The sequence below is a fragment of the Burkholderia sp. HI2714 genome (genome assembly GCF_002223085.1).
Taxonomy (GTDB): domain Bacteria; phylum Pseudomonadota; class Gammaproteobacteria; order Burkholderiales; family Burkholderiaceae; genus Burkholderia; species Burkholderia lata_D.
On record NZ_NKFM01000067.1, the window covers coordinates 381,127 to 405,757 of the forward strand.

General features: G+C 70.1%; 30 protein-coding genes. 11 read left to right on the top strand and 19 right to left on the bottom strand.

Features of this window, described 5'->3' with window-relative positions:
* The first annotated feature begins 12 nt into the window (after positions 1-12).
* Genes ctaD through CFB82_RS38335 form a run of 3 tightly spaced genes read left to right on the top strand, consistent with a single transcriptional unit; the run spans position 13 to position 4,636 of the window.
* Positions 13-2,646, top strand: coding sequence for a cytochrome c oxidase subunit I (gene ctaD, locus CFB82_RS38325; RefSeq protein WP_089487554.1), 2,634 nt, complete (start codon positions 13-15; stop codon positions 2,644-2,646).
* A complete protein-coding gene (locus tag CFB82_RS38330) occupies positions 2,643-3,044 on the top strand; it encodes a cytochrome C oxidase subunit I (RefSeq protein WP_089487472.1) in 402 nt (133 codons plus the stop codon). Before ctaD ends, CFB82_RS38330 begins: the two co-directional genes overlap by 4 nt.
* A complete protein-coding gene (locus tag CFB82_RS38335; protein ID WP_089487473.1) occupies positions 3,035-4,636 on the top strand; it encodes a cytochrome c in 1,602 nt (533 codons plus the stop codon). The genes CFB82_RS38330 and CFB82_RS38335 overlap by 10 nt, the downstream gene beginning before the upstream one ends.
* A gap of 36 nt (positions 4,637-4,672) precedes the next feature.
* Here the strand turns inward: CFB82_RS38335 and CFB82_RS38340 are convergent, their stop codons facing one another.
* The gene (locus CFB82_RS38340) at positions 4,673-4,915 is read right to left on the bottom strand and encodes a DUF6566 family protein (RefSeq protein ID WP_089487474.1); all 243 of its coding nucleotides are present in this window, start codon (positions 4,913-4,915) and stop codon (positions 4,673-4,675) included.
* Between the two features lie 176 nt (positions 4,916-5,091).
* Between CFB82_RS38340 and CFB82_RS38345 the strand changes: the two genes are divergently transcribed.
* Genes CFB82_RS38345 through CFB82_RS38360 form a run of 4 tightly spaced genes read left to right on the top strand, consistent with a single transcriptional unit; the run spans position 5,092 to position 8,562 of the window.
* Entirely contained in the window at positions 5,092-5,232 is a 141-nt protein-coding gene (locus CFB82_RS38345) for a hypothetical protein (RefSeq protein ID WP_420480867.1), read from the top strand.
* Positions 5,229-5,567, top strand: coding sequence for a hypothetical protein (locus CFB82_RS38350; RefSeq protein ID WP_089487475.1), 339 nt, complete (start codon positions 5,229-5,231; stop codon positions 5,565-5,567). Before CFB82_RS38345 ends, CFB82_RS38350 begins: the two co-directional genes overlap by 4 nt.
* Positions 5,564-7,762 carry a VTT domain-containing protein gene (locus CFB82_RS38355; RefSeq protein ID WP_089487476.1) on the top strand — a complete coding sequence of 733 codons (2,199 nt, stop codon included), beginning with the start codon at positions 5,564-5,566 and terminating at the stop codon, positions 7,760-7,762. Before CFB82_RS38350 ends, CFB82_RS38355 begins: the two co-directional genes overlap by 4 nt.
* On the top strand, positions 7,753-8,562 hold the full coding sequence (locus CFB82_RS38360) for an endonuclease/exonuclease/phosphatase family protein (RefSeq protein ID WP_089487477.1): 810 nt from the start codon (positions 7,753-7,755) through the stop codon (positions 8,560-8,562). Before CFB82_RS38355 ends, CFB82_RS38360 begins: the two co-directional genes overlap by 10 nt.
* Positions 8,563-8,754: 192 nt before the next feature.
* Here CFB82_RS38360 and CFB82_RS38365 read toward each other — a convergent pair whose 3' ends face one another.
* Positions 8,755-9,000, bottom strand: coding sequence for a hypothetical protein (locus tag CFB82_RS38365; protein WP_089449155.1), 246 nt, complete (start codon positions 8,998-9,000; stop codon positions 8,755-8,757).
* 110 nt (positions 9,001-9,110) lie between these two features.
* On the opposite strand from CFB82_RS38365, the gene CFB82_RS38370 reads away from it, so the two are divergent.
* Entirely contained in the window at positions 9,111-10,358 is a 1,248-nt protein-coding gene (locus CFB82_RS38370; RefSeq protein WP_089487478.1) for a phosphatidylserine decarboxylase family protein, read from the top strand.
* 135 nt (positions 10,359-10,493) lie between these two features.
* Here CFB82_RS38370 and CFB82_RS38375 read toward each other — a convergent pair whose 3' ends face one another.
* The 16 genes from CFB82_RS38375 to CFB82_RS38445 form a co-directional block, all read right to left on the bottom strand.
* Positions 10,494-11,042, bottom strand: coding sequence for a type 1 glutamine amidotransferase domain-containing protein (locus CFB82_RS38375; RefSeq protein WP_069250318.1), 549 nt, complete (start codon positions 11,040-11,042; stop codon positions 10,494-10,496).
* A 268-nt stretch (positions 11,043-11,310) separates the two neighbouring features.
* A complete protein-coding gene (locus CFB82_RS38380) occupies positions 11,311-11,676 on the bottom strand; it encodes a DUF3022 domain-containing protein (protein WP_089487479.1) in 366 nt (121 codons plus the stop codon).
* Between the two features lie 69 nt (positions 11,677-11,745).
* A complete protein-coding gene (locus CFB82_RS38385; RefSeq protein ID WP_089487480.1) occupies positions 11,746-12,174 on the bottom strand; it encodes a hypothetical protein in 429 nt (142 codons plus the stop codon).
* 179 nt (positions 12,175-12,353) lie between these two features.
* The gene (gene ligD / locus CFB82_RS38390) at positions 12,354-15,101 is read right to left on the bottom strand and encodes a DNA ligase D (protein WP_089487481.1); all 2,748 of its coding nucleotides are present in this window, start codon (positions 15,099-15,101) and stop codon (positions 12,354-12,356) included.
* 24 nt (positions 15,102-15,125) lie between these two features.
* A complete protein-coding gene (ku, locus tag CFB82_RS38395; RefSeq protein WP_089449150.1) occupies positions 15,126-16,118 on the bottom strand; it encodes a non-homologous end joining protein Ku in 993 nt (330 codons plus the stop codon).
* A 39-nt stretch (positions 16,119-16,157) separates the two neighbouring features.
* Positions 16,158-16,661 (bottom strand): DUF421 domain-containing protein, encoded by a 504-nt coding sequence (locus CFB82_RS38400; RefSeq protein ID WP_069250016.1) that lies wholly within the window; start codon positions 16,659-16,661, stop codon positions 16,158-16,160.
* A gap of 12 nt (positions 16,662-16,673) precedes the next feature.
* Entirely contained in the window at positions 16,674-18,818 is a 2,145-nt protein-coding gene (gene katE / locus CFB82_RS38405; protein WP_089487482.1) for a catalase HPII, read from the bottom strand.
* 93 nt (positions 18,819-18,911) lie between these two features.
* Positions 18,912-19,298, bottom strand: a complete 387-nt coding sequence (locus tag CFB82_RS38410; protein ID WP_089487483.1) for a DUF3022 domain-containing protein — start codon at positions 19,296-19,298, stop codon at positions 18,912-18,914.
* Entirely contained in the window at positions 19,295-19,456 is a 162-nt protein-coding gene (locus tag CFB82_RS38415) for a DUF1328 family protein (RefSeq protein WP_006767422.1), read from the bottom strand. Before CFB82_RS38415 ends, CFB82_RS38410 begins: the two co-directional genes overlap by 4 nt.
* A gap of 46 nt (positions 19,457-19,502) precedes the next feature.
* Entirely contained in the window at positions 19,503-19,691 is a 189-nt protein-coding gene (locus CFB82_RS38420) for a DUF3008 family protein (protein WP_069250317.1), read from the bottom strand.
* Between the two features lie 91 nt (positions 19,692-19,782).
* Positions 19,783-19,947 carry a hypothetical protein gene (locus CFB82_RS43555; RefSeq protein WP_179255514.1) on the bottom strand — a complete coding sequence of 55 codons (165 nt, stop codon included), beginning with the start codon at positions 19,945-19,947 and terminating at the stop codon, positions 19,783-19,785.
* A 152-nt stretch (positions 19,948-20,099) separates the two neighbouring features.
* Positions 20,100-20,609: a DUF892 family protein gene (locus tag CFB82_RS38425; RefSeq protein WP_069250012.1), complete on the bottom strand. Its 510-nt coding sequence runs from the start codon at positions 20,607-20,609 to the stop codon at positions 20,100-20,102.
* A 112-nt stretch (positions 20,610-20,721) separates the two neighbouring features.
* Positions 20,722-21,027, bottom strand: coding sequence for a hypothetical protein (locus tag CFB82_RS38430; protein WP_089487484.1), 306 nt, complete (start codon positions 21,025-21,027; stop codon positions 20,722-20,724).
* A gap of 25 nt (positions 21,028-21,052) precedes the next feature.
* Positions 21,053-21,364, bottom strand: coding sequence for a hypothetical protein (locus CFB82_RS38435; RefSeq protein WP_089487485.1), 312 nt, complete (start codon positions 21,362-21,364; stop codon positions 21,053-21,055).
* Positions 21,361-21,588: a hypothetical protein gene (locus tag CFB82_RS38440; RefSeq protein WP_083265987.1), complete on the bottom strand. Its 228-nt coding sequence runs from the start codon at positions 21,586-21,588 to the stop codon at positions 21,361-21,363. Before CFB82_RS38440 ends, CFB82_RS38435 begins: the two co-directional genes overlap by 4 nt.
* Before the next feature lie 184 nt (positions 21,589-21,772).
* Positions 21,773-22,078 carry a hypothetical protein gene (locus CFB82_RS38445; RefSeq protein WP_089487486.1) on the bottom strand — a complete coding sequence of 102 codons (306 nt, stop codon included), beginning with the start codon at positions 22,076-22,078 and terminating at the stop codon, positions 21,773-21,775.
* Between the two features lie 164 nt (positions 22,079-22,242).
* Here CFB82_RS38445 and CFB82_RS38450 point away from each other — a divergent pair, with 164 nt between their 5' ends.
* The 3 genes from CFB82_RS38450 (at position 22,243) to CFB82_RS38460 (ending at position 23,582) form a co-directional block, all read left to right on the top strand.
* Complete coding sequence (locus CFB82_RS38450; protein WP_069250008.1) at positions 22,243-22,497, top strand: hypothetical protein; 255 nt, start codon at positions 22,243-22,245, stop codon at positions 22,495-22,497.
* Positions 22,498-22,576: 79 nt separating this feature from the next.
* The gene (locus tag CFB82_RS38455) at positions 22,577-23,008 is read left to right on the top strand and encodes a CBS domain-containing protein (protein ID WP_039371315.1); all 432 of its coding nucleotides are present in this window, start codon (positions 22,577-22,579) and stop codon (positions 23,006-23,008) included.
* Between the two features lie 91 nt (positions 23,009-23,099).
* On the top strand, positions 23,100-23,582 hold the full coding sequence (locus CFB82_RS38460; RefSeq protein ID WP_069250007.1) for a PRC-barrel domain-containing protein: 483 nt from the start codon (positions 23,100-23,102) through the stop codon (positions 23,580-23,582).
* Positions 23,583-23,692: 110 nt separating this feature from the next.
* Here CFB82_RS38460 and CFB82_RS38465 read toward each other — a convergent pair whose 3' ends face one another.
* Entirely contained in the window at positions 23,693-24,586 is an 894-nt protein-coding gene (locus CFB82_RS38465) for a LysR family transcriptional regulator (protein WP_089487487.1), read from the bottom strand.
* Positions 24,587-24,631 lie beyond the last annotated feature (45 nt).

Below are 24,631 nucleotides of genomic sequence, written 5' to 3' on the forward strand. Positions count from 1 at the left end.
CGGAGGATGCCGATGGCCATCGCCCGCGACATGCCAGCCCCCGCCCGTGTGCCGGATCTCGGCGACGCGCCGCCCGGCTCGGCACACGAGCGCGCGCTCGCCGAGCTGTGGGAATCGGCGCCCGGCTGGCGCGGCTGGCTCGGCACGGTCGACCACAAGCGCATCGGGCTGCGCTACATCGTCACCGCGTTCGCGTTCCTGCTGCTCGGCGGCGTCGAGGCGCTCGTGATGCGCATCCAGCTCGCGCGGCCGAACGCGACCCTGCTGACGCCCGCGCAATACGACGCGCTGTTCACGATGCACGGCGTCACGATGATCTTCCTGTACGCGCTGCCCGTGCTGTCCGGTTTCGCGAACTACCTGTGGCCGCTGATGCTCGGCTCGCGCGACATGGCGTTCCCGCGGCTGAACGCGTTCTCGTACTGGGCGTTCCTGTTCGCCGGGCTGTTCCTGTACGCGAGCTTTCCGCTCGGCGCGGTGCCCGACGGCGGCTGGTTCAACTACGTGCCGCTCACGTCGCTCGACTACAGCGCCGGCGCGAACATCGACATCTACGCGCTCGGAATGATCCTGCTCGGCATCTCGACGACCGGCGGCGCCGCGAACTTCGTCGTCACGCTGCTGCGCATGCGCGCGCACGGGATGTCGATCGACCGGCTGCCGATCATCGTGTGGGGCACGCTGACCGCGTCGGTCGCGAACCTCGTCGCGGTGCCCTCGGTCAGCCTCGCGTTCCTGCTGCTGTGGCTCGACCGCAATGCGGGCACGCATTTCTTCGACGTCGCGCACGACGGCCGGCCGCTGCTGTGGCAGCACCTGTTCTGGATGTTCGCGCACCCGTGGGTCTACGTGGTCGTGCTGCCCGCGATGGGCATCGTGTCCGACGCGTTGCCGGCCTTCTGCCGGCGTCCGCTCGTCGCGTACGAGGCGGTCGCGGTCTCGACCGTCGCGACGATGCTGATCGGTTTCGAGGTGTGGGTTCACCACATGTTCGCGACCGGCATCGCGCCGCTCGCGCTCGCGTTCTTCGGCGCGGCGAGCATGCTGATCTCGATCCCGAGCGCGGTCGCGGTATTCGCGTGGATCGCGACGATCTGGACCGGCCGGCCGGTATTCCGCACGCCGTTCCTGTATTTCGCGGGCTTCGTGCTGATGTTCGTGATCGGCGGCGTATCGGGCGTGATGACGGCCGCCGTGCCGCTCGACTGGCAGCTCACCGACACGTACTTCATCGTCGCGCACCTGCACTACGTGCTGCTCGGCATCAACGTGTTCCCGGTGCTCGGCGGGATCACGTACTGGTTCCCGAAGTTCACCGGGCGGATGATGAACGAACGGTTCGGCCGCTGGACCTTCTGGGTCGTCCTGATCGGCTTCAACGTTGGCTTCTTCCCGATGCATGTCTCGGGGCTGCTCGGGATGCCGCGCCGCATCTACACCTATCCGCCCGGGATGGGCTGGGACACGTCGAACCTGCTGACGACGATCGGCTCGTTCATCTTCGGCATCGGCATCGTGATGTTCGTCGTCAATGCCCTCGTGAGTGCGCGGCGCGGCGCGCGTGCCGGCGCCAATCCGTGGCGCGCGGCCGGCCTCGAATGGTCGGTCGCGTCGCCGACGCCCGTCTACAACTTCGCGGTGCTGCCGCTCGTCGCGTCGCGGCATCCGCTGTGGGAGACGCGCGACGATGCGCGCCGCACCAGCGTGCGCGTCGGCTACCGGCTCGCCGACGGGCGCGAGGCGCTCGCCGTGACGCCGCTCGCGGCCACGCCGGACGCGATCCTGAAGATGCCCGACGATACGTGCCTCCCGTTCGTGCTCGCGCTGCTCGCGACGGCCGTGTTCGCGGCGATGCTGGTGCGCTCGCCCGCGCTCGTCTGCGCGGCCGTGGCCGGCTGCGCGATCGCCACCGCCGCGTGGCTGTGGCCGCGGCGCACGCTGTGGCAGCGCGACGAGCCGCCCCGTCGCGAACCGGCGCCGGCCCCGCCCGCCGCCGCGAGCCGCCCCGACGAGCCGCTGCCGGCCCCGGTGCCGCACGACGCGCCGGCCGCCTGCATCGCACCGCTGCCGGTCGGCAGTTGCGGCGAGCGCGCAGGCGGCTGGTGGGGCGTGATCACGCTCGTCGTGACCGAAGCCGGGCTGTTCGGCTACCTGCTGTTCTCCTACTTCTACCTGCAGTCGCAATCGGCCGCGCCCTGGCCGCCCGAAGGCATGCCGAAGATCGGGCTCGCGGCCGTCAACTCGGTCGTGCTGCTGTCGAGCAGCGTATTCGTGTGGCTCGCCGAGCGCGCCGTGCGGGCCGGCCGGCGGCCGCGCGCGGTGGCCGCGCTCGCCGTCGCGCTGGCGCTCGGCACCGCGTTCGCGCTCGTCCAGCTGCACGAATGGCGCGACCATCCCTATGGCCCGACCGCGCACCTGTATGGCAGCCTCTACTTCACGATCACCGGGTTCCACCTCGCGCACGTCGTCGCCGGGCTCGCGATCCTCGCGCTGCTGGCCGGGTGGACGGCCGCCGGTTTCTTCGGCCGCGAGCGGCGGGTCGCGCTGACGGTCGGCGGGCTCTACTGGCACTTCGTCGACATCGTGTGGCTGTTCATCTTCACCGCGCTGTATGTGTCGCCGTACTGGCTCAGGAGACCGGGATGAACGGCGTACGACGCTCGTGGACCCCGCTGCTCGCGATCGCGGCGGGCCTCGTCGGTGCGCCGGCGCTGTGGTTCGCGCAGATGCTCGTCTCCGAGACGCTCGCATCGACCGCGTGCTATCCGCTCGGCGTCGCGCAAGCCGCGCCGCGCTGGGCGCACGTGGGCGTGTGGCTTGCGCTGATCGCCGCGTGCGCGTTTGCATTGGCGACCGCCTTCGCGACCTGGGTCGCGCGCGCCTGGCGGCATCGGCACGATACCGATGCATCCGGCGCGACGCGCGACGACAGTACGCGCTTTCTCGCGCGCTGCGGGATGCTCGCCGCGCTCGGCTTCGTGATCGGCCTCGTGTTCACGGGGATCGTCACGGCTTTCGTGGGGCCTTGCAGCCCATGGCACTGATCCTGAACCTGATCCTCGACCCGCTCCGGTTCGCGCGGCCTGATGCGCCGGGCCGTCGCGCCGGCGTCGCGCTCGGCGCGCTTGCGGCGCTCGCCGTTTGCGGCGTGCTCGCGGGCTGCAGCCCGCAGGACGACACCGCGCGGACCGACGATACGCCGGAAGCCGCGTCGTCGGCTTCGGTGCCGTCGGACGAGCCCGACACCGGCTGGCGATACATCCGGATTCGCGCATCGGCCGCAGACGCCGTAGCGCCCCCTGCGTCGATGTCCGCGCGTGCGAGCCAGGATCCGTGGCTCGCGCAACCGGGTGCCGCGGCAGCATCCGCACCGCTCGCGGCACCGTCGGATGCCGCAACCCGCCGCCCGGTCGTCAAGGCTGCCGCCGCGGACACCGACGCCGCGACGCTCGCGCGCGGCCGTTACCTCGCGCACGCCGGTGACTGCGCGGCCTGCCACGACGCGGCCGACCACACGCCGTACGCAGGCGGCCAGCCGGTGAACTCGCCGTTCGGACCGATCTATGCGCCGAACATCACGCCGGACCCGACCCACGGGATCGGCCACTACACGCTGCAACAATTCGACGACGCGTTGCGGCGCGGCGTGCGCGCGGACGGCAGCCGGCTCTATCCGGCGATGCCGTACCCGTCGTTCGCGCGGCTGAGCGCCGACGACGTGCGCGCGCTGTATGCGTATTTCATGCGCGGTGTCGCGCCGTCCGCGAACGCGGTGCGGGCCACCCGCCTGCCGTTCCCGTTCAACCAGCGCTGGGCGCTCGCGCTGTGGCGCGTCGCATTCGCGCGCGGCGACCGGTTCGAGCCGCAGCCGTCGCGATCGACGGAATGGAATCGCGGCGCGTATCTCGTGCAGGGGCTCGGCCACTGCGGCGCGTGTCATACGCCGCGCGGCCCCGGTTTCAACGAGCGCGGCTACGACGAGCGCAGTGCGGCGTTCCTGACCGGCGGCATCAACGACCACTGGTTCGCACCGAACCTCACGGGCGCGGAAGCGGACGGCCTCGGCCGCTGGTCGGCCGACGACATCGCCACGTTCCTGCGCAGCGGCCATGCGGCGCGCGGCGCGGTGTTCGGCGCGATGGCGCCCGTCGTCGGCGAGAGCACCGCGTTGCTTACCGACGCGGATCGCCACGCGATCGCCGTCTACCTGAAATCGCTGCCGGCGCGACCCACCGCCGCGACGAACCCGCTCGGCGTCGGCACCGCGCGGCTGACCGCGGCCGGCCCACGCCCGGAAGGCGGCCAGCAGGCGCCGGGGGCCGGCGTGTATGCGGGATTCTGTGCGCGCTGCCACGGCGCGGACGGCAAGGGCGTGCGCGATCACGGGCCGCCGCTCGCCGACAATCCGGTCGTGCTCGCGGCCGATCCGACCAGCACGATCCGGATCGTCGTCGAAGGGGCACGGCCGGCGCCCGGCAAGGACGACCCGTCGACGCGGATGCCGGCCATGCGCGACACGCTGACCAGCAACCAAATCGCAGCGGTGGTCAGCTATGTGCGCGGCGGGTGGGGCAATCGTGCCGCCCCCGTGTCGGAGCAGGACGTCAGGCGGTTGCGGGGAGCCATCCACCGATGAGCGATGGCCGGCGCGCAAGCGCCAAGCGCCATGCCGTCACTGGCCGTCCAGGCGCCGGTCGATCAGGTCGCGGCCGCGCTCGATGCCGCCGCGCAGCGCGTCGAGCTCGGTCGACCACGCGCGGCCCGCCGGCGCCGGCACGGTCAACTTGATGCGTGCGCCGTCGACATACACCTGCACCTCGTCACGCCATGCGCCGCGTTCGTCGAGCCGTGCCCAGACGAGGATCTCGTGACCCCGATACGGGTTGCGAACCTGCGCGTCCTGTTGATGCTCCACGGTGGGTCTCCTGTCCATATCTGCGATGTCGATGCAAAAAATGCACGCCGCCTGTCGCTGTGTGCGCCCCCGCCCTCTGCGCATGCGCCGTTCCCGGCCGGCACGCGGCTTGCGTGCCTTGTGCGGGTCGAATCGCCGCCGGGCACGGCTCGTGCCCACCGGAAGGAGGACACGTCATGATCGGCCATCTCGAACACATTTCGGTGTCCTTCTCGCGCACGAGCGGCCCGGAGTTCGACGCCATCTGCGAGACGCTGAGAAACATCGCCTGCGTCCGCACCTGTCAACCCGAATCCTCGTCAAGGAGCTTCGCGTGACCCAGCCCCATTTGCCCGGTTATCTCGTGACGCGCCGGCTTACCGCCCGCATGCGGTCCGGCGCGGGGTTCGCCACCGGCCAGCCGATCGCCACGCCGCGTGCGTGGCGCGCGCGTCATCACGCCGAGTGCGGGTGCCTCGAGCGAATCCGCGTCGCCCATGCAGCGACGATGCTGGCGCAAGGCATCGACGACGTCGCCGTCATGCGCAGCAATGGCGACCACAGCAAACGCGTACGGCTCGATGCGCATTCGCCCGGGCTGCGGGCACCGTGCGTGCACGGCAATACGCTGCTGCTGCAGCTCGACGGCAACCGGGAGGTCCGCATCCGATGACCGTGGCGGAACGCACGACACGCACCGACGAGACGACCATCGACGCCACGCAGGCGAGCGATATCCCGCGGCATGGCCTGCTCGAACGCGGCCGCAACTGCGACACGATCCGCCATGCGGACCGCTTCACGATGCTCGTCGACGGCGATGCGTACTTCTCGACGCTGCGCGCCGCGCTGCTGCTCGCACGCCATACGGTGTTCATCGTCGGCTGGGACGTCGACAGCCGGATGCGGCTCGCGCCGGGTGGCCCCGACGACACGCTCCCCGACACGCTCGCGGCGTTCCTGCACGCGCTTGCCGCCCGGCGGCACAACCTGCGCATCTATGTGCTCGCGTGGGACTTCGCGATGATCTACGCGCTGGAGCGCGACTGGCCGCCCGTGTATCGCGCCGGCTGGCGTGCCCATCGCGGCATCGTGTTCCGGCTCGACGGCACGCATCCCCGCGGCGCGTCGCATCACCAGAAGCTGGTCGCGATCGACGACCGGCTCGCGTTCGTCGGCGGCCTCGACCTGACGCGTGCGCGCTGGGACACACCTGCGCACGCGGCCGGCGATCCGCGCCGCCACGACGAACACGGCGCGCCGTACGCGCCGTTTCACGACGTGCAGGCGATGTTCGACGGCGAGGCGGCCGCCGCGATCGGCGAGCAGGCGCGTGCGCGCTGGCTGCAGGCGTGCGGCCGCCCGATCGCGATCCGCGCGCAACGCCACCTCGAGCGGCCGGACGACGATGATCCGTGGCCGCCCGACACCCGCGTGGACGTGCGCGACGTGCGGCTCGGCATCGCCTGCACGGCGCCGCGCCACGACGGCCGCGAGCCGGTGCGGCAGGTGCGCGCGCTCGTCGCGGACACGATCCGTGCGGCGCGCCGGCACCTGTATGTCGAAAACCAGTATTTCACCGCGGCGGTCGTCCGCGAAACGTTGTCCGCCCGCCTCGCCGACGCGCACGGGCCCGACGTGACCGTCGTCGCGCCGCGCGTGCAGAGCGGCTGGCTGCAGGAAGCGACGATGGGCGTGCTGCGCGCGCGGCTGCACGCGGCGCTCGTGTCGGCGGACCGCTTCGGCCGATACCGTCTGCTGTATCCGCACGTCGACGGGCTCGGCGACGCGTGCGTGAACGTCCACAGCAAGCTCGCGATCGCCGACGACGAATGCCTCGTGATCGGCAGCGCGAACCTGAACAACCGCTCGATGCTGCTCGACACCGAATGCTGCGTCGCGCTCGTCGCGGCCGGCGACGCGCGCATCCGCGCCGCGATCGCCGCCCTGCGCGAGCGGGTGCTGGCCGAACATCTCGGCACGACGCCCGAGGCCGTGGCCGACGCATTCGCGTGCATCGAGCGGCCGAACGCCGCGCTCGATCGGCTGCGCGCGAAACCGGGCCGCACGCTGCGCACGCTCGACCCGGCCGTCGCGCCGCAACTCGACGCACTCGTGCCGGTCAGCGCGTGGCTCGACCCCGAGCAGCCGATCGAACCTGACCGGTTCGTCCGCGAATTCGTGCCGCACGACCGCCATCGCCCGCTGACCGCGCGGTTTCTCGCGCTCGGCCTGGCCGTGCTGCTGGTCGCCGCGCTCGCGCTCGCATGGCGCTTCACGCCGCTCGGCGAACGGGTGAACGTCGCGTCGCTCGCGCATGCACTGGCCACGCTCGCGCAACGGCCCGCCGCGCCTGCGCTGCTGCTGGCCGGCTACGTGGTCGCGGCCACCTTCGCGGTGCCGGTCACGCTGCTGATCACCGCGACGGGGCTCGTGTTCGGCGCGTGGCCGGGGGTGGCTTACGCGGCCGTCGGCTCGATGGCGGCCGCGGCCGCGAACTACGGGATCGGCCGCTGGCTCGGGCGGGATGCGGTGCGCCGGCTCGCCGGCGCACGCGCGAACCGGCTCAGCGAACACATCGGCCGGCGCGGCGTGCTCGCGATGGCCGTGCTGCGGCTGTTGCCGATCGCGCCGTTTACCGTCGTGAACCTCGTCGCCGGCGCGTCGCATATCGGCCTGCGCGACTACCTGGTCGGCACCGCGATCGGCATGCTGCCCGGCATCGTGCTGACCGTCACGTTCGCGCACCAGCTGACGGCCGCGCTGAGCCATCCCCGGCCCGGCGCATTCGCGTGGCTCGCGGCGATCGGCCTCGCGCTGGTCGGCGTGTCGGTGCTGCTCGTCAGGGTGTTGCGACGATGGCGCTGAGCACGCGTGCGGCGCCGCCGCCACAAGTCATCGCCACCGACGACGCGCCGGCCGCCGCGCCGGGCGGACGCGACCTGCGGATCGCGACGTACAACATCCGCGGCGGCTATGGCGCGTGGCCGGCGCGCGCGGCCGACCGGATCGCGGCCGTGATCGACGAACTCGACGCGGACGTGATCGCGCTGCAGGAAGTCCCGCTCGGCGGCACGCGCGCGCCCGATGTGCTCGCGCACCTGCACGACGCCACCGGCATGCATGCGGTGGCCGGCCCGACGATCGACACGCCGGAGCGCCGCTACGGCAACGCGGTGCTGTCGCGCTGCCCGATCCGCGCGGCACGCACGCTCGACCTGTCGTTTCACTCGCGCGAACCGCGCGGGGCGCTCGACGCCGACATCGATTGCGGCGCGCTCACGCTGCGCGTGGTCGCGACCCACCTCGGGCTGTCGGCGAGCGAGCGCGGCGCGCAGGTGCAACGGCTGCTCGCGGCCTTCGACACGGGCGCGATGCCGGTGATCCTGCTCGGCGACATCAACGAATGGTTCGTGCGCGGCCGTGCGCTGCAGGCGCTCGTCACGCGGTTCCGGCGCGCGCCGGCGCCGCGCACGTTCCCGACCGTATGCCCAGTGTTCTCGCTGGACCGGATCTGGATTCATCCGGGCGAATGGCTGGTCGACGTGGTCGTGCATCGCAGCGTGCGTGCGCGGCATGCGTCGGATCACTATCCACTCGTCGCGCGGATGCGGCTGCCGTCCGATGCGGAAAGGGTCGCCACGATGCGCACGCCCGATTCGCGATGAACCGCTTCGGCAATGCAGCGCGCGTCCATGTGAACCGGCAAACTCGCGGGAACCGATGACGCGTCATGACGCGCACGTGCGCCGTGTGCCGTGTGCCGTGTGCCGTGTGCCGATGACGAAAACACGATGCACCTCACGTGCCGCCGTACCAGTCCGCGCCGTCACATCGCGCAGACGGGCCGCGTTTGCGCCTCACGACCACTCTTCCGGCGGCAACGCCCCGCTGTCGTCCTCCCACAACGGCTGGCCCGTCTCGCCGCCGCTGCCCGCGGTCACCGTCCCGCGCCCCGTTTCCTGCTCCCGGGCCGCCCGCGTGCCGCGCGACTTCGCCGTTGCGTGGCGCGTCCGCGTGGGCGCCACGGTGTGCTGCGCGCCACCGCGCCCGTCGCCCGTCGATTCGGCCTTCGTCTTCGGCCGTCCAGTTGAAGCCGCGCTCATGGTTTTCTCCGGTAGGAATCAAACAACAGCCGATCCGCAAGATCGGTGCCCCCTCCGGGCAGGCGGATTGCTCCTTGCGTCGGTTACCGATCATCGCCCTGGAGACCACGATGCCGACCGACCTCAACCCGCCGCCCGAGCGCCATCGGCTCGGCGAATGGATGGCCCGCGAAGAAGCGCACATGGCCGCATTTCGCGAAAAAATCGCCGCAGACGCGCGCACGCATGCCGGCGAGCGGCTGCGCACGCCGGCCGTGCAGGAACTCGCGCGGCTGTTCGACGACCATGCCGTGCTGCGCATGAGCCTGGTCCGCGCGATCGACGAAGCGGTCGAATCGGGCCACCAGCTCGGCTATACGTCGGTCGACGGGCTGATGACCGTCCTGGATCACCTGATGACCTACACGCCGCCGTTCAGCGACGCGAGCCTGATCGTGTGCCCGATCAACGCCTTTCTCGACTGGCCGATGTGCATGCCGTCGGGCCATGCGCTGTTTCGCGACGCCGCCGTCAACGCGCATCTGCAGAACGTGCTGAACGTGTGGTGCGGCTTCCTTGGCGGCCCGCATTCGCGCGCGCATCTCGACACGTCGACGCCCGACGGCTGGTTCTGCGACGCGGCGCGCACGCGCATCGGGCTGTCGCAGTTCCAGTATCGCGACGACCAGCCGCACGGGGGCTTCGCTTCATGGAACGACTTCTTCACGCGGCGCTTTCGCGACGGCGCGCGCCCCGTCGCGGCGCCCGACGATCCGCACGTGATCGTCAGCGCGTGCGAGGCCGCGCCGTACCACGTCGAATCGAACGTGAAGCTGCGCGACCGGTTCTGGATCAAGGCGCAGCCGTATTCGCTGCGCGACATCTTCACGCCGGCCCGGCTGTCGCTCGCCGAGCGCTTCGTCGGCGGGGACCTGTACCAGGCGTATCTCAGCGCGTACAACTACCATCGCTGGCACGCGCCGGTGCGCGGGGTCGTCACGCATGCGTACCGGGTCCATGGCACCTACTACTCCATCGTCGAGGCGGAAGGCCCCGACCCGGCCGGACTGAACGACTCGCAGGGGTACATGACGGCGGTCGCGACGCGCGCCGTGGTCGCGATCGCCTGCGACGATCCCGGCATCGGCACCGTGGCCGCCGTGTTCGTCGGGATGGGCGACGTATCGTCCTGCGTGATCGACGTCGTGCCGGGACAGCGCGTCGACAAGGGCGACGAGATCGGTTATTTCCAGTTCGGCGGCTCGACCTGCTGCCTGCTGTTCGAAGCCGGTGTGATCGACCGGTTCGTGCCTGCGCCGCCGTTCGGCCACGACACCTCCGTCGTGAACGTCAATTCACCGGTCGCGATCGCACGGTGAGTCGCACGTGCGTCGGGCTCGCAGGCTCGACGCACGCCGGCTATCGGTGCAATGTTTTCAACGGTTTGTAATGCCGCCGAACGTCGGCGGAGCGTCGGTCAGCGTGACGCGACGAATGGCGCGGCCGACACGGGTTCACGCCGCCCGTGGCGCCAGAGAATCGATCAGCGCGCCGTTGAAGGCGGGCAGATCGTCGGGCTTGCGGCTGGTGATGAAAGGGCCGTCACGGACCACCTCCTGGTCGACCCACTTGCCGCCCGCATGACGGATGTCGTCCTGAAGGCTTGGCCAGCTCGTCATCGTGCGGCCTTCCACGAGGCCGGCGGACACGAGCAGCCAGCCACCGTGGCAGATCGCCGCGATCGGCTTGCCGGCGCCGACGGCCGCCGTCACGAACTCGCGCGCGGCCGGCACCATCCGGATCGCGTCGCCGTTCACGACGCCGCCGGGCAGCACGACCGCGTCGTAATCGCCCTCGCGCGCATCGTCGAACGTGCGGTCGACCTTCACGCGCTTGCCCTTTTCGACGTGCCTGAAGCCCTGGATCTCGCCCCCCTTCTGCGAAATCACGTCGACCTGCGCGCCTTCCGCCGCGAGCGCGCGCTGCGGTTCGACGAGTTCGGCTTCCTCGAAGCCGTCGACCGCGAGGATCGCCACCTTGCAATGAACCAGCCTTCCGCTCATGAAGCCCTCCGTCAGTGACGCGGCACACGTCGTGCCGCGCCGGTGTCGCAGCAAGCGGCGTGCCGTTTCCGCCCACGGGACGTGCCCGCCATCCGGGAACGATTTCGCGCGCCGGGCACGCGGATTTCCTGCATGCAAGGGCCGATGCCATCCGGGCGGCGGCCGCCGCCTGCAATGACGTCGGGGCGCGTTGACCGCATACCAAACGCAAATGGGCTCGCCTCAGTTGCGCGCCTGAACGAACCGTGAGACGGCGTCGCTCACCCCGCTACTGCAGGTGACTCGCCGCGTCCAGCATCGCGTCGGTCACTTCGATCGTGAGCGTCAGGCTCTCATTCGTGTCGGGCAGACGGTCGAGCATCGCCTGCACCGTGTCGTGCAAAATCGCATGCACGCGCATCCGCGCGCCGTCGTCGAGCGCCGCATACCGCTCCATCGTGTCGCTGTCGAGCGCAAGTTCGACCGCATGCCGCGCGTACTCGGGCGGCGCATCGGCCGTCAGCGCCCAGGTCGAATGGAACTTGATCCTGCCCGTCGCGACGTCGACATGGACCGTCGTATCGAGATCGTCCGCCTCGATCGCGTCGCCGTCGATCTCGTCGTTCTCCACCCCGTTCCGGGAATTGGATCGCATGATGCCCTCCTGTGTCGTGGCGGCGAGCCCGTCCCGGGAAACCTCGCCGCCCTCGTCGGCACGGCGCCGTCAATAACCGCTGGAGCCCGCGCTGCCCGCCCCGCCGGCACCCCCGCCGCCCGTGCCCGTCGACCCGGGCGAGCCGCCGTTGCCGGCGCCGGCGCCGGCGCCGGCGCCGGTGCCGGTACCAGTGCCGCTGCCGCCCGCACCCACGCCGTTGGGGCCACCGCCCGGCTTCACGTGGCCGGCCGATCCGCTGTGCGAACGCGAGCCTTGTGTCGCACCCTGCCGCTGGATGGGTGCAGGCGGAGGCGGCGCGGCCGTATTGCCGTTGGTGCCCGGCGTCGACATGTCCATCGACGGATTCGGCGCGCCGGTGCCCTCGTCCGGGCGCTGCGAGTTCTGCGCCCATGCGGCAGGCGCGGCCGCGATGATCGCGACAGCCGCGCACGCAAGCACGCGCGGCGCGACATATTTCGATTCGGATGCGGATTTCATGAGTTTTCTCCCTGATAGAGATCACGTGAAGGAAATTCCTGCCCCTTCCTTTCAGCAAGGCCCATGCCGCCGTCGGCACGCATGCCGGCGGTCGTGTCGCCATCCGTGATCGCACGCGGGATGTCCGCGACGCCGCCGATCGACGGGCATCACGGGCCGCAGCATCGGCCATGACGCATTCACGTTTCAGCGCCGAGCCGAGCGCGCATCGACGCGGTGATGCGCTGCCGCGCGCGCGCATAGCCTTCCCACGGATCGCGTTTCAACGCATCGAGGCGTTCGCGCAGCGTGTCGATCGTCCATTGCGCCCCGCCCGTCGTGTCGGGCACCTCGTCCCAGTCGAGCGGCACCGATACGCCCATGCCGGGCCGCGCGCGTACCGAATACGCGGCGATCGTGCTCGCGCCGCGGCCGTTGCGCAGGTAGTCGACGAAGATCTTGCCGCGCCGGTGGCGCGGCCCCATCGTCGCGGTGAAACGGTCGGGCAGCGCGCCCGCGACGTGCTGCGCCACCGCGCGCGAGAAATCCTTCACGTCGTCCCAGCCCGCATGTCGCGTGAGCGGCACGACGACGTGCAGCCCCTTGCCGCCGCTCGTCTTGCAGAACGAGACGAGCCCCAGCTCGTCGAGCAGCCCGCGCACGAGTTGCGCGGCGTCGATCATCGCGCGCCACGGCAGCGCCGGATCGGGATCGAGGTCGAACACGATGCGGTCCGGCCGCTCGATGTTCGACGCGTGCGCGTTCCACGTGTGCAGCTCGACCGTGCCCATCTGCGCGGCACCGAGCAGCGCATCGACGCTGTCGATCGACAGCAGCGGCCCGTGGCCGGGATCGAGCCCTTCGTGCTGCGTGACGAACGGAATCTCGCGGCGCTCGGCATGCTTCTGGAAGAACAGTTCGCCGGCGATGTCGCCCGGTGCGCGCACGAGCGACACGGGCCGGCCCTTCAGGTCCGGCAGCAGCCACGGCGCGACCCATTGCCAGTAGTGCGCGAGGTCGATCTTGCGCGTGCCGCTTTGCGGATCGAGCACCCGATCGGGATGCGTGATGCGCACGCGGCCGACCTGATCGGCGGCGGCCGCACCCCGCGTGTCGCCGGAAGACGCGGACGATCGCGCGCCGTGCTTGCGGCCGTGCGCCGTGTCGGTATGCGAGGCATGCGGGGATGCGTCGTGCGCCGCGCGGGATTCGTTCATCGTCGCCTCCGTTTCGGTTGGCCGTGGCACTTCGCGGACGATCTGCCGCGCCGGCTTGTCTTCGCGCAGCGCGATGAACGCCGCCTGCCGCACGATTCCGTCGCTGGTCCATTCCGCGAATTCGCACTCGGCGACGAGCGTCGGCTCGACCCAGTGGACGCGCGTGCGGGACCGTTCGCGCGGCGGCGGATCGAACGGCGTCGTGCCGCGTTCGTGCTTGCGCAGCGTCGCCGCGAGCCGGTCGAGCAAACGCGTATCGAACCCGGTGCCGACCCGGCCGACATAGCGCAACGGCGGGGCCGCGTGCGGCCGCCTGGGCCGCTTGCCGCCCGCGGCCGGTTCGTACACGCCGAGCAGCAGCGCGCCGAAGCCGTGCCGGCTGCCCGACGGCTCGGTATAGCCGCCGATCACGAACTCCTGGCGCCGCCGGCATTTCAGCTTGATCCACGCGGACGAGCGGCCGCCGCGATAGCGTGAATCCGCGCGCTTGCCGATCAACCCTTCGAGCCCCGTGTCGCAGGCGCTCGCGATTAGCGACGCGACGTCGTCGCCGAGATCGGGCGAGTAGCGCAGCCGCGCGGGATCGCTGCCGGCGAGCAGCGGTTCAAGCAGCGCGCGCCGCGCGGTGAGCGGCGCATCGCGCAGGTCGTATCCGTCGAGAAACGGCAGGTCGAACACGAACAGCGTCACCGCGTCCGAACGGCCCGCGCCGAGCGCGTTCTGCAGGGCCTGGAAATCGGGCAGCCCGTGCCCGCCCAGGACGACGGCCTCGCCGTCGAGCCACGCGTTGTCGACATCGAGCGCCGCGAGCGCGTCGCGCTGCACGCGCAATTTCGCGGTCCAGTCGCGGCCTTCGCGCGTCATCAGCGTGACGTGCCGACGCGCACCGCGACCCGCGATCCGGGCAAGGATCCGGTAACCGTCGAATTTCACTTCGTAGCGCCAGTCGTCGTGAATGGGCGGTGCATCGACGAGCGTCGCGAGTTGCGGCGTCACGCGCTCGGGCAACGCAGCACGCACCGCGCCTTCCACCTGCGACGGATCGATCGCCGTCGTGCGCGCCCCGCCGTCAGGCGGCGGACGGGCAGGCGCCGTGCGCGACGCCCGTGTCCGGCCGTCATGCACGCTGCCCGGCTGCTGCGCGACGACATCGAAGCTCGCCGCATCGCGCGCCTCGTCGTCGCGTTCCTTGATCAGCAGCCATTGCTCCTGGCGTCCCTGCTGCCGCCCGCTGCGCACCAGCGCCCAGCCGCCGTGCAGCTTCGTGCCGTCGAGCCGGAACGTCAGCTTGCCCGCACGATAACCGTCGCGTGCCCGGGCAATGCCGCCATCGGGTGTCCAGGTGCCTTCGTCCCACACGGTGACGGAGCCCGCGCCGTAATGGCCGGCCGGGATCTCGCCTTCGAACGACGCATATTCGAGCGGATGATCCTCGACGTGCACGGCCAGCCGTTTCACCGACGGATCGACGCTCGGCCCTTTCGGCACCGCCCATGACTTCAGCGTGCCGTCGAGCTCGAGACGGAAGTCGTAGTGCAGCCGCCGTGCGTGATGCTCCTGGATCACGAAGCGCAGCGGCCGGGCGGTGCGCGCGGAGGGTCGCGCTTTATGCGCCTTCTGCACGCTCGCGTCCGCATCCGCATGCGCGCGCCGCCGTCCGTGCGCTCCCTCGGGTTCCGGCGTCGCATCGAAGCGGCGCTTGCGGCGATAGGGTTCGAGCTTGCCGGCCATCGCGTCACCCTCCTTCCCGCGCCGTCACGCGGCGTGCTTGCGGCGCGCGGTGGCCTTCTTCGCCGCGTGCGTGCCGGTCGCGCCGCGCTTCGCGGCCGCGCGCTTCGCCGGCGTCTTCGCCGTGCCTTTCGCAGACGTTTTCGCCGCCGGCTTGCGCCGCGTGCCCGTCGCATGCGAAGGCTCCTGGGCCTCCTCGTCGTCGTCCGTGCGTGCGGCACGCGCACCGCCGCCCTTCAGGCTGCGCTTGAGCAGCTCGGTGAGATCGACCACGTTGGTCGCCGTGCGCGCCGTCTGCGCGGGCCGGTCCTCGATTTCCTCGATGCGGCCCGCGCGCACCTTGCGCTCGACCAGCTCGAGGATGTCGTCGCGGAACGTGTCGTGATACTCATCGGGCGTCCAGGAGCCCGACATGTCCTCGATCAGCTTCTTCGCCATCGCGAATTCGCGCGCACTGACGCCGGCGCGCTTCGCGTCGTCGGCCGGCACCGACAGTTCGTCCAGCGGCCGCAGTTCCTCCTGCCAGCGCAGCGTATCGAGCGCGAGCAGCGGCCCGACCGGAATCAGCGCGCCGAGATGCTGGCGGTCGCGCATCACGACGTGCGCGATGCCGATCTTGCCGCTGTCTTTGAGCGCGTCGCGCAGCAGCGCATAGACCTTCTCGCCCTTGCGGTCCGGCACGAGGTAGTACGGCGTGTCGAGATACAGGAACGACACGGCGTCCTCGTCGACGAACGTGACGATGTCGACGGTCTGCGTCGACTCGGGGTTCGCCGCGCGGATCTCGTCGTCGGTCAGCACGACATAGCGCTCCTTCTCGTACTCGTAGCCGCGCACGATGTCCTCGCGCGTGACTTCCTTGCCGGTGCGCTTGTTGACCTGCCGATAGCCGACCGGGTCCATCGAGCGCTTGTCGAGCAGCCGGAACGACGGCTTCACGGTGCGCGTGGCCGGGAACAGCTGCACGGGCACGTGAACGAGCCCGAAGCTGATCGCACCTTTCCAGATCATGCGTGTCATCGATGTCCTCCTTGCGGCGTCCGTCGCCGTGCACGGCCGTCAGGGCCTTCGGCAACGGCTGCGCCGCACGATGCTGACGTGGCCGTTGCGCTCCAGGATCGCCGCGTCGACGTCCGACAGGTCGTCCGCGCCGAGCGCCTGACGCACGCTTTCGCGTACGTCCGTCGGCGTGATCAGCGCCGCGCGCATCTGCGCGTCGTCGAAGCGGCCGTTGCGATACACCTCGCGCTCCGCGCCGACCAGCAGCCGCTCGAGCCGGCTCGAGCGCACGCAGGCCCAGCCGATCACGCGATGCAGCAGCGCGATCGCGAGCGACGCGGCCACCGTCGCCACGAACGGCGACGCACCGACCACCGCGCGGCTCAGGATCGCGCCGAGCAGGATGCCGACCACGTAGTCGACCGGCGAACGCTGGCCGAACGCGCGCCGCCCGGCGATGCGAATCAGCACCAGCGCGATCACGAACACGACGATCGCCCGCAGTACCATCTGCCCGGGGCCGAGCATCCGGCCCTGTCCGAACAGTGCGACGACGACGTCCATGATCGCGTGGCGCTAGGCCGGCAACTCGGCGGCCTGCTGCTCGCGCGCCCAGACGCGATGACGGCCGAGGTGGTCGGACAGGTCGTTCAGGACTGCGTCGAGATCGACGGCCTGCCCGACGCACACGCCTTCGGCCGGGTCCGGCAAGTGGGCGGCGCTCAGCAATTGCCGCCCCGACCCGACGGCCGCGATCGGCTTCAGGTGCTTGAACGCTTCGCGCACGAAATGCCGCGCGTCGGCGCTGTGCGCGAGGTCGCGGCCGTCGCCGTCGCCGCCGCACACGAACACCGCATCGAACATCACCGACGGCATGCCGGCCAGCGTCGCCTGCGGCACGATGCTGCCGATCGGCGCCAGCGTCGGCGCGACGATCGTCGGCACCGCGTGCGCGGCCTGCAGCGCATCGCGCACCTGCTGGACGAGCGCCTGGCTCGTCCCGGCGGTCGCGATCAGCGCGATCTTGCGCGACCGGATGCCGGGCTTCGCGCGGCCGATCAGGCTCAGCGCGGGCGAACGCTGCGCGACCGCCGGCGTCGCACCTCCGTGCGGCGCGGGCAGCCCGAGCCGTTCGGCCACCTGCGCGGCCAGCCCCGCGTCGAAGCGGGCGATGATGTCGTTGACCACCCGCTCGCGAATGTGCGGCTGCGTCACCTTGCCGAGCTCGAAGCAGTATGCGTCGCGGATATGCCGCTGCTCGATCTCGGTCATGCTCTGGTAGAACAGCGCGGGCTGCGAAAAATGATCGGCGAACGTCTCGCTGCGCACGCGCACCTTGTCGCCTTCGAGCGGCTCGTGCACGGTCTCGAAGCCGCCGCCGGCCGGCGCGGGCGGCGTCTCGCGCGGCCAGCCGCCGCTCGTCGAATTCGGTTCGTACGACGCCTGCCCGACGTTGATCGTCTGCCGGTGCATCGCATCGCGCTGGTTGTTCGCGAACGGGCACACCGGGCGGTTGATCGGGATCTCGTGAAAGTTCGGGCCGCCGAGCCGGCTCAACTGCGTATCGGTGTACGAGAACAGCCGCCCCTGCAGCAGCGGATCGTTCGTGAAGTCGATGCCCGGCACCACGTGCCCCGGGTGAAACGCGACCTGCTCGGTTTCCGCGAAGAAGTTGTCGGGATTGCGGTTCAACGTCATCCGGCCGATGGGCCGCACCGGCACCAACTCTTCCGGCACCAGCTTGGTCGGGTCGAGCAGGTCGAAGTCGAACTTCCCGGCATCGGCCGGATCGATCATCTGCACGCAGAGTTCGAACTCCGGATAGTCGCCGCGCTCGATCGCCATCCACAAGTCGCGCCGGTTGAAGTCCGGGTCGTGGCCGGCAATCCGCTGCGCCTCGTCCCACAGCAGCGAATACGCGCCGCTCACGGGCCGCCAGTGGAACTTCACGAAACGCTCGGCGCCGGCCACGTTCACGAAGCGGAACGTGTGCACGCCGAAGCCGTCCATCGCGCGGAAGCTCGCGGGCAGCGCACGGTCGGACATCAGCCACAGCACCGTGTGGGTGGTCTCCGGCACCAGCGACACGAAATCCCAGAACGTGTCGTGCGCGGACGCACCGGTCGGCATCTCGTTCGGCGCCTCGGGCTTCACCGCATGCACGAAATCGGGAAACTTGATCGCATCCTGGATGAAGAACACCGGCATGTTGTTGCCGACGAGATCGTAGTTCCCCTCTTCGGTATAGAACTTCACCGCGAAGCCACGCACGTCGCGCACGGTATCGGCCGAGCCGCGCGGCCCCTGTACCGTCGAGAACCGCACGTACACCGGCGTTTCGGCGGCCGGGTCCTGCAGGAAGGCGGCCTTCGTGTAGTCGGCCATCGGCTCGTACACGCGAAACACGCCGTGCGCGGCCGAGCCGCGCGCGTGCACCACGCGCTCCGGAATGCGCTCGTGATCGAAATGCGTGATCTTCTCGCGCATGATGAAGTCTTCGAGCAACGACGGGCCGCGCGGGCCGCCACGCAACGTGTTCTGGTTGTCGGCGATCCGCACGCCCTGGTTGGTGCGCAGTGCCTCGTGGTCGGGCCGCGAGCGGTGCTCGTCGAGCTGGCGCGATTTCGCGCTGTCCTGCGGCTGGGCGGGCGGCGTCTTGCCGGAAGAGGGGGAAAGGGTCATCGATCGGGTCCTCGTGGCGTTTGGATGGGTATCCGCCATGCACGCGCCGCGTTGCTGCGGCGCGCACGTGGCGGGGACAGCTGGAAAACCGGCGCGGCCGGGCGCGACCGCACCCGCCGGCCGGCGGTGGCCTCAGGGCGCGCGCAACGCCGCGTCGAGTTCGGCGCGCGTCACGTCGAGCGCCACGTTGCACTCGATCGCCGCATCGTCGACGCGCGGCTTGCGTGCGTCCACCGCGCGTCGCGCGCCGTCGCACAGATGCGTGCGCACGCGCAGCCGGTCGGCCGCGTCAAGCGACGCATAGCGGGCGATCACGTCCGGATCGAACCGCAGGTCGACCGCGCAACGCCAGTCGCGCGCGCTTGCGTCGGCCGGCACGCGCACCCACGACACCTGGATGGTCAGCCGCCCGGACGCGTCGTCCGCATGCACGACGACGGTCGATTCCGACGGGAAACCGTTCGCGAGCGCATGCTCGAGTTCCGAGATGCGCTGCGACCGGTCGGGCGTGACGCTCATCGTCGGACCACGCCCAGCAGCAGCGTGACCAGGAAGATCACCACGAAGATGTAGAACAGGATCTTCGCGATCTCCGCCGCGCCGGCTGCGATGCCGCCGAAACCGAACACGGCCGCGATGATCGCGATGATGAAGAAGATGATGGCGTATCGAAGCATGGAACCCTCCTGGATGACAGCGGTCGTCGACATGCGTCGGCATCGATCAGGCGTCGTGCTTGTGTTTCGGTTTGCCGTGGACCGGCGTGGAGGCCATTTTCTCGAGCTCTTTTTCGCTCATCGATTTGGCCATCGACTTCGAAGGCGGTTTGAGATCCTTCATTTTCGTCTCGCCGCGCTTGGCCGACAGGGCGGCCCCGGCGGCGCGTTGCTGGGCCTGCGATTTTGCTGGCATGGTCGTGCTCCTCTCGTGGGTGCGTGCATCGCGGCAAGCGGTGGCACGCACGCGGTTGAACGCGGTTGAGCGCGGTCGAATCGCCCGGCTCTCACGCCGCGTCGCGACGCCACGGGCCGGCCGGCGAAATCGTCATCGCCTGGCGATCCTGCGTCACCGGGCAATGCGCAAAAACGATGCCTAGGCCGCGCGCGGCACCGCCGAACACGGCTTCGAAAGCCGTCAGGCGATTCGATTCACGATTGACCGTCTGCATGCCTCATGCATTGAGCATGCCAGCTCGTCGAAGCGCGTTCGTTGCGGGTTCGCCCCGCGTGTCGCCGCAGGCGGGAGCCGCTTATTTACAAGCCGGCGGCAAGTTTTGGACACGCGTTCCGGGAGCCGGGAAGCATGCCGGATCGTCGGCCGTCATCGCTTCGCATCGATGCGATCGACGGCCGAACGATCGAGAAAGGCGGTCGTCAGTGCCGGCAGGTGACTCAGCAGCCAAGCGGCCACGCTGCGCTCCTGTTGCAGGATCCGTTCGCAGCACGCGCCAATCTCCGCTTCGCCGGCTGCCTGCGCCGCGGCGACGAGCGCGGTATACGCGGCGATCTCGACCTGCGCGAACGCATAACCGGCCAACGCCCCCTTCACCACTTCGTCGACGGCCAGCATGCCGCTCGCGATCCGGCCGTACGCGGTGATCCGCGCGGCGAGGTCCTTGATCGCGGACGGCGTCGTACCGAGCCGCATCAGGCACGCTTCGACGAGCGCCTGGTGGCCGAGCGTGTCGTCGAGATGCAGGCGCAGCCGGTCCTGCAACTGCGGATAGTGATCGAGCCGTTTCAGTTGCGCGGCGAGCAGCATCTCCGCCTGCCGCTCCATCGCATAGGCATCGCGCAGCCAGTCTTCCAGGTGTTCGCGCGGATTCGCCATCGGTTTCCTCCGGCCGCGTCGCGCGGCGGCATGCCGTGCGCCGCACTGGACGGCGCGTTGCTCGGCGCACGCGATCCCGCGCACGTCCGGTGGGTGATGTCCCGGTGCCGGGTCAGTACTGCATCAGCGGCGGCGTGCCCGGCAGCGGCCGGTCGCCCTGCGCGCCGTTCGCGCCGGTGGACGGCCCGTCGGCCGATTCGCCGCCGGCCGCGCCCTGCGGCATCATGGTGGCCGGCGCCGGGTGCGTATCGCCACGCGCATTCGCGTCGGGCGTCGTCGTGGTCGACTGTGTCCCACGGCTGTCGGGTGGCGCACCGCGGGTACCGTAGGGGCCGTTCGCCGGTTGCGTGCATGCACCCAGCGCGCACGCGGCGGCGAACGCAAGGATGCCCATGCGTATCGTCTGGATCGGGTTCATCGAAATCCTCCCTGTGATCGACGTCTCATAGCCGGTTGAAACGGAAATCGCCTGCGTAGGCGGTCGGGGCGCGACGCGCCATCATCTCGTCGAACTCCACCGCGACGCGCGTCAGCGCGCGGCGCTGCGATTCGATGCCGGCCTGCTCGAGCGCGGCGAACGCGTCGGCGTCGAACGCCACGGTCAGCGACGCCGGATGGCCGTCGACGCGAAAGCCGATATGCAACGCATCGAGCGTCGCTTCCTCGATATGGAACGGCATCGCGCGCGCCTCGAAATGGCGGCCAAGCGTTTCGGCGATGTCGCGCAACACGCCGGGTTTCACACGGATGCTCATGGCAATACCTCGTTGCGCGTTCGCGTTACCGCACCCATCGGCGGCGTATGCACGGGCGGCTCGCGCTCGGGCGGTGCATGCCCCGGTGGGTCGCCCTCGGGCTCCCGGTACGGCTCGGGCAGGTCGGGCGGCAAATCGTCGGGATCGGGCGGGTCCGGATCCGGCCCGATGTCGGATAGCGGCGGTTCGGGCCGCTGCAACCACTGCGCTGCGTCATGTGTCATCGGCACTCCTTCATTGCGGGGTCGGCGGGTCGACTGCGGGCGCGACCTGCGCCTGCCCAGGGTGCGCAAGCCGCATGCCGTCGTCCACGTCGTCCGCCTAGCCGCCGCGCTGCGCACGCGGGCGCCGCGAACGGCCTGCCGTGCCTTCGCTACACCGTCCGCTGCAAATCTTGCAACGGCGCGGCTACGCGTCGTAAGCGGCCATCACGAGCCATCGCTCGCGGCCGTCATCGCGCACCTGCGCGGCGAGCGCATACGAATCGGACGGCTCGCACGCACGCTGCAGCGCGAACCGCGCCGGCTCGGTCAAGCCGAACGTCTCGCCGCCGAGCGGCCTCACGTCGGCCTTGCCTTCGAACATCCGGCGCTCGGGCCGGTAGATCAGCGGTTCATGCTTCCATTCGTTGAAATGGCTCTTCAACGAATCGAATCCGCCGCCGCAGACGTTGACCTCGTAGCGCACGCCCGGTCGTCGTTTCGGAATCGTCATCGTGCCTCCCGCTCGATGGGTGCGCGGCCGGCACCGGTTGCGCCACGCGCTTTCGTCGTCATCACGGCAAGTCGCGTGCCGCTCGCGTCCGGCGCATCTCGGCGCATACCGGGCATGGCCGTTGCGAATGGGACACGCCATCGGCATCGACACGGAGGCTCGCGATGAAGGATTCGACCCGGACCGGCCACGACGCGCCGGCACACGAACGGCAACCCGATCCGTCGCCGCCGCTCAAGCACCGCGACCGCGCGCGGACGCGCCACTCGGAACGCCATATCGACAAGCAGCTCGAGGATACGTTTCCCGCGAGCGACCCGCCCGCGACCGGCGGTGTCACGCGCATCGAGCCGGACACGCCGCCCGGCACGCACGACGAGGGGCCGTGGCAGGACAAGCGCGAACGCGGCGACACGTGAGCGCCCACGGCACGTGGCTTGCTGATTCCGTCCCGCCCATTTCCATCCATTGCACTACCGAACTCGTGAGGAGAATTTCATGCATCGCGTCAACGAAATCATGTCGCAGGACGTCGTGCACATCGCACCGACCGACTCGATCCGTCATGCCGCGCAACTGATGGAGCGCTACGACGTCGGCGCCCTGCCCGTGTGCGACAACAACCGGCTGATCGGGATGGTGACGGACCGGGATCTCGCGGTGCGCGCGATTTCGGCCGGCAAGCCGCCGGAGACGCGCATTCACGAAGTCGCGTCGGGACCGATCGAATGGTGTTTCGACGACGATTCGCTGGACGAGATCCAGCACTACATGGCGGACGCGCAACTGCGCCGCCTGCCGGTCGTCGATCACGACAAGCGGCTGGTCGGCATGCTGTCGCTCGCGGATATCGCGACACGCATGGCCGGCCCCGAGCGGGACGATCTCGCGAACACGCTCGAAGGCGTGTCGCAACCGAAGCAGACGTGACGGAGCGATCCCTGCCCCGTCCCGACCACCCCGCGCGACCCGCAGGGCCCGCCCCGGGCACCGTCGCGCCTCATACAGTCTGGAGGAAACCATGCAGACTTCCGATCAAGGTCAGACCCGCATCATCGGCAAGGGCGCAGCAACGGCGGCCGGCCCTGGCCCCGACGTGATGGCGGCCGATACGCTGGAAGGCGACAAGGTCTATACGACCGACGGCGACGATGTCGGCAAGATCAAGGACATCATGCTCGACGTGCGCTCCGGCCGCGTCGCCTACGCGGTGCTGTCGAGCGGCGGCATCCTCGGCATCGGCGACAAGCTGCACGCGATCCCGTGGAGCGCGCTCACGCTCGACACCGAGCGCAAATGCTTCCTGCTGTCGGTGTCGTCCGAGCGGATCCGCAACGCACCGGGGTTCGACAAGGACCACTGGCCGGCGATGGCCGATCCGCAATGGGCCGGGCCGCTGCACGAGTTCTACGGCAGCGCGCCGTACTGGAGCGCCGGCGACGAACTCGGGCTGACCGACCCGACCGAGGAACTGAACGATCCGCGCTCACGCGACCGTCTCTGATCGCGCCATCGCGCTGCGCCGGTTCACCGGCGCAGCCGCTTCGAACGCCCCGCCCGCGCGGGGCGTTTTTCTTGCCGGCCGTCGCGACGGCGGCCCCGACGCGACACGCGCTACGCGCGATGCCGCAACGCGTCGATCACGATGGTGAACGCGCGCGACGCCGGGCGGCGGCTCGGATAGTACGCGTGGTAGCCGGGAAAGACCGGGCACCAGTCCGGCATCACGATCCGCAGGCTGCCGTTGCGGACATGCTCCAGCACGATGTCCTCGGTGACGAACGCGATGCCGAAGCCGTCGAGCGCCGCCTGGACCATGTGCGGCTGCGTGTTGCAGGTGATCCGGCCGTTCACGCGCGCCAGCACGTCGTTCCTGCCCTTCTTCAGCTCCCACGCATAGATGCCCTTCGCCGTGGCGAGCCGCAACGTGACGCAATCGTGATCGAGCAGGTCCTGCGGCTTCTTCGGCGGCTTGCGGCCGTCGAGATAGGCCGGCGCCGCGACCATCGCCATCCGGACATCCGGGCTGATCCGCACGGCGATCATGTCCTTCGCCACCTGGTCGCCGTAGCGCACGCCGATGTCGTAGCGCTCCTCGACGATGTTCGACAGCCCGTAATCGACCGACAGCTCGATGCGGATATCCGGGTAGTCGGGCAGGATCTGCCTGAGTTTCGGCCAGATGATCGTATCGATCGGATGCTCGGTCGCCGTAATGCGCACCACACCGGCCGGCTTGTCCCGGAAATCCGACAGCGCGGCCAGTTGCGCGGTGATCTCGTCGATGCGCGGGGCCACCGCCTGGAACAGCGCTTCGCCCGCGTCGGTCGTCGACACGCTGCGCGTCGTGCGCGTCAGCAGCCGCACGCCGACCCGCGCTTCGAGATCGCGAATGGTGTGGCTCAGCGCCGACTGCGACACGCCGAGCCGCGTGGCCGCGCGCGTGAAGCTGCGGTCGCGGGCCACCGCGAGAAAGACGAGCAGGTCGTTCAGATTTTCGCGCGCCATGTCGAAAAGCTCCGGTCGGGACGGACGCCAATCGTAGCACCGCCG

Bases quoted from the DNA above. Each gene is read 5' to 3' on its own strand.
- CFB82_RS43555 (WP_179255514.1), bottom strand. From the start codon at position 19,947: ATGCAGACGGTCAATCGTGAATCGAATCGCCTGACGGCTTTCGAAGCC.
- CFB82_RS38370 (WP_089487478.1), top strand. From the start codon at position 9,111: ATGCCGACCGACCTCAACCCGCCGCCCGAGCGCCATCGGCTCGGCGAA.
- CFB82_RS38440 (WP_083265987.1), bottom strand. From the start codon at position 21,588: ATGACACATGACGCAGCGCAGTGGTTGCAGCGGCCCGAACCGCCGCTA.
- CFB82_RS38330 (WP_089487472.1), top strand. From the start codon at position 2,643: ATGAACGGCGTACGACGCTCGTGGACCCCGCTGCTCGCGATCGCGGCG.
- ligD (WP_089487481.1), bottom strand. From the start codon at position 15,101: ATGGCCGGCAAGCTCGAACCCTATCGCCGCAAGCGCCGCTTCGATGCG.
- CFB82_RS38355 (WP_089487476.1), top strand. From the start codon at position 5,564: ATGACCGTGGCGGAACGCACGACACGCACCGACGAGACGACCATCGAC.
- CFB82_RS38425 (WP_069250012.1), bottom strand. From the start codon at position 20,609: ATGGCGAATCCGCGCGAACACCTGGAAGACTGGCTGCGCGATGCCTAT.
- CFB82_RS38465 (WP_089487487.1), bottom strand. From the start codon at position 24,586: ATGGCGCGCGAAAATCTGAACGACCTGCTCGTCTTTCTCGCGGTGGCC.
- CFB82_RS38420 (WP_069250317.1), bottom strand. From the start codon at position 19,691: ATGCCAGCAAAATCGCAGGCCCAGCAACGCGCCGCCGGGGCCGCCCTG.
- CFB82_RS38380 (WP_089487479.1), bottom strand. From the start codon at position 11,676: ATGCGATCCAATTCCCGGAACGGGGTGGAGAACGACGAGATCGACGGC.
- ctaD (WP_089487554.1), top strand. From the start codon at position 13: ATGGCCATCGCCCGCGACATGCCAGCCCCCGCCCGTGTGCCGGATCTC.
- CFB82_RS38375 (WP_069250318.1), bottom strand. From the start codon at position 11,042: ATGAGCGGAAGGCTGGTTCATTGCAAGGTGGCGATCCTCGCGGTCGAC.
- CFB82_RS38400 (WP_069250016.1), bottom strand. From the start codon at position 16,661: ATGGACGTCGTCGTCGCACTGTTCGGACAGGGCCGGATGCTCGGCCCC.
- CFB82_RS38435 (WP_089487485.1), bottom strand. From the start codon at position 21,364: ATGAGCATCCGTGTGAAACCCGGCGTGTTGCGCGACATCGCCGAAACG.
- CFB82_RS38415 (WP_006767422.1), bottom strand. From the start codon at position 19,456: ATGCTTCGATACGCCATCATCTTCTTCATCATCGCGATCATCGCGGCC.
- CFB82_RS38360 (WP_089487477.1), top strand. From the start codon at position 7,753: ATGGCGCTGAGCACGCGTGCGGCGCCGCCGCCACAAGTCATCGCCACC.
- CFB82_RS38455 (WP_039371315.1), top strand. From the start codon at position 22,577: ATGCATCGCGTCAACGAAATCATGTCGCAGGACGTCGTGCACATCGCA.
- CFB82_RS38410 (WP_089487483.1), bottom strand. From the start codon at position 19,298: ATGAGCGTCACGCCCGACCGGTCGCAGCGCATCTCGGAACTCGAGCAT.
- CFB82_RS38460 (WP_069250007.1), top strand. From the start codon at position 23,100: ATGCAGACTTCCGATCAAGGTCAGACCCGCATCATCGGCAAGGGCGCA.
- CFB82_RS38345 (WP_420480867.1), top strand. From the start codon at position 5,092: ATGATCGGCCATCTCGAACACATTTCGGTGTCCTTCTCGCGCACGAGC.
- CFB82_RS38430 (WP_089487484.1), bottom strand. From the start codon at position 21,027: ATGAACCCGATCCAGACGATACGCATGGGCATCCTTGCGTTCGCCGCC.
- CFB82_RS38365 (WP_089449155.1), bottom strand. From the start codon at position 9,000: ATGAGCGCGGCTTCAACTGGACGGCCGAAGACGAAGGCCGAATCGACG.
- CFB82_RS38445 (WP_089487486.1), bottom strand. From the start codon at position 22,078: ATGACGATTCCGAAACGACGACCGGGCGTGCGCTACGAGGTCAACGTC.
- CFB82_RS38450 (WP_069250008.1), top strand. From the start codon at position 22,243: ATGAAGGATTCGACCCGGACCGGCCACGACGCGCCGGCACACGAACGG.
- katE (WP_089487482.1), bottom strand. From the start codon at position 18,818: ATGGCGGATACCCATCCAAACGCCACGAGGACCCGATCGATGACCCTT.
- ku (WP_089449150.1), bottom strand. From the start codon at position 16,118: ATGACACGCATGATCTGGAAAGGTGCGATCAGCTTCGGGCTCGTTCAC.
- CFB82_RS38335 (WP_089487473.1), top strand. From the start codon at position 3,035: ATGGCACTGATCCTGAACCTGATCCTCGACCCGCTCCGGTTCGCGCGG.
- CFB82_RS38385 (WP_089487480.1), bottom strand. From the start codon at position 12,174: ATGAAATCCGCATCCGAATCGAAATATGTCGCGCCGCGCGTGCTTGCG.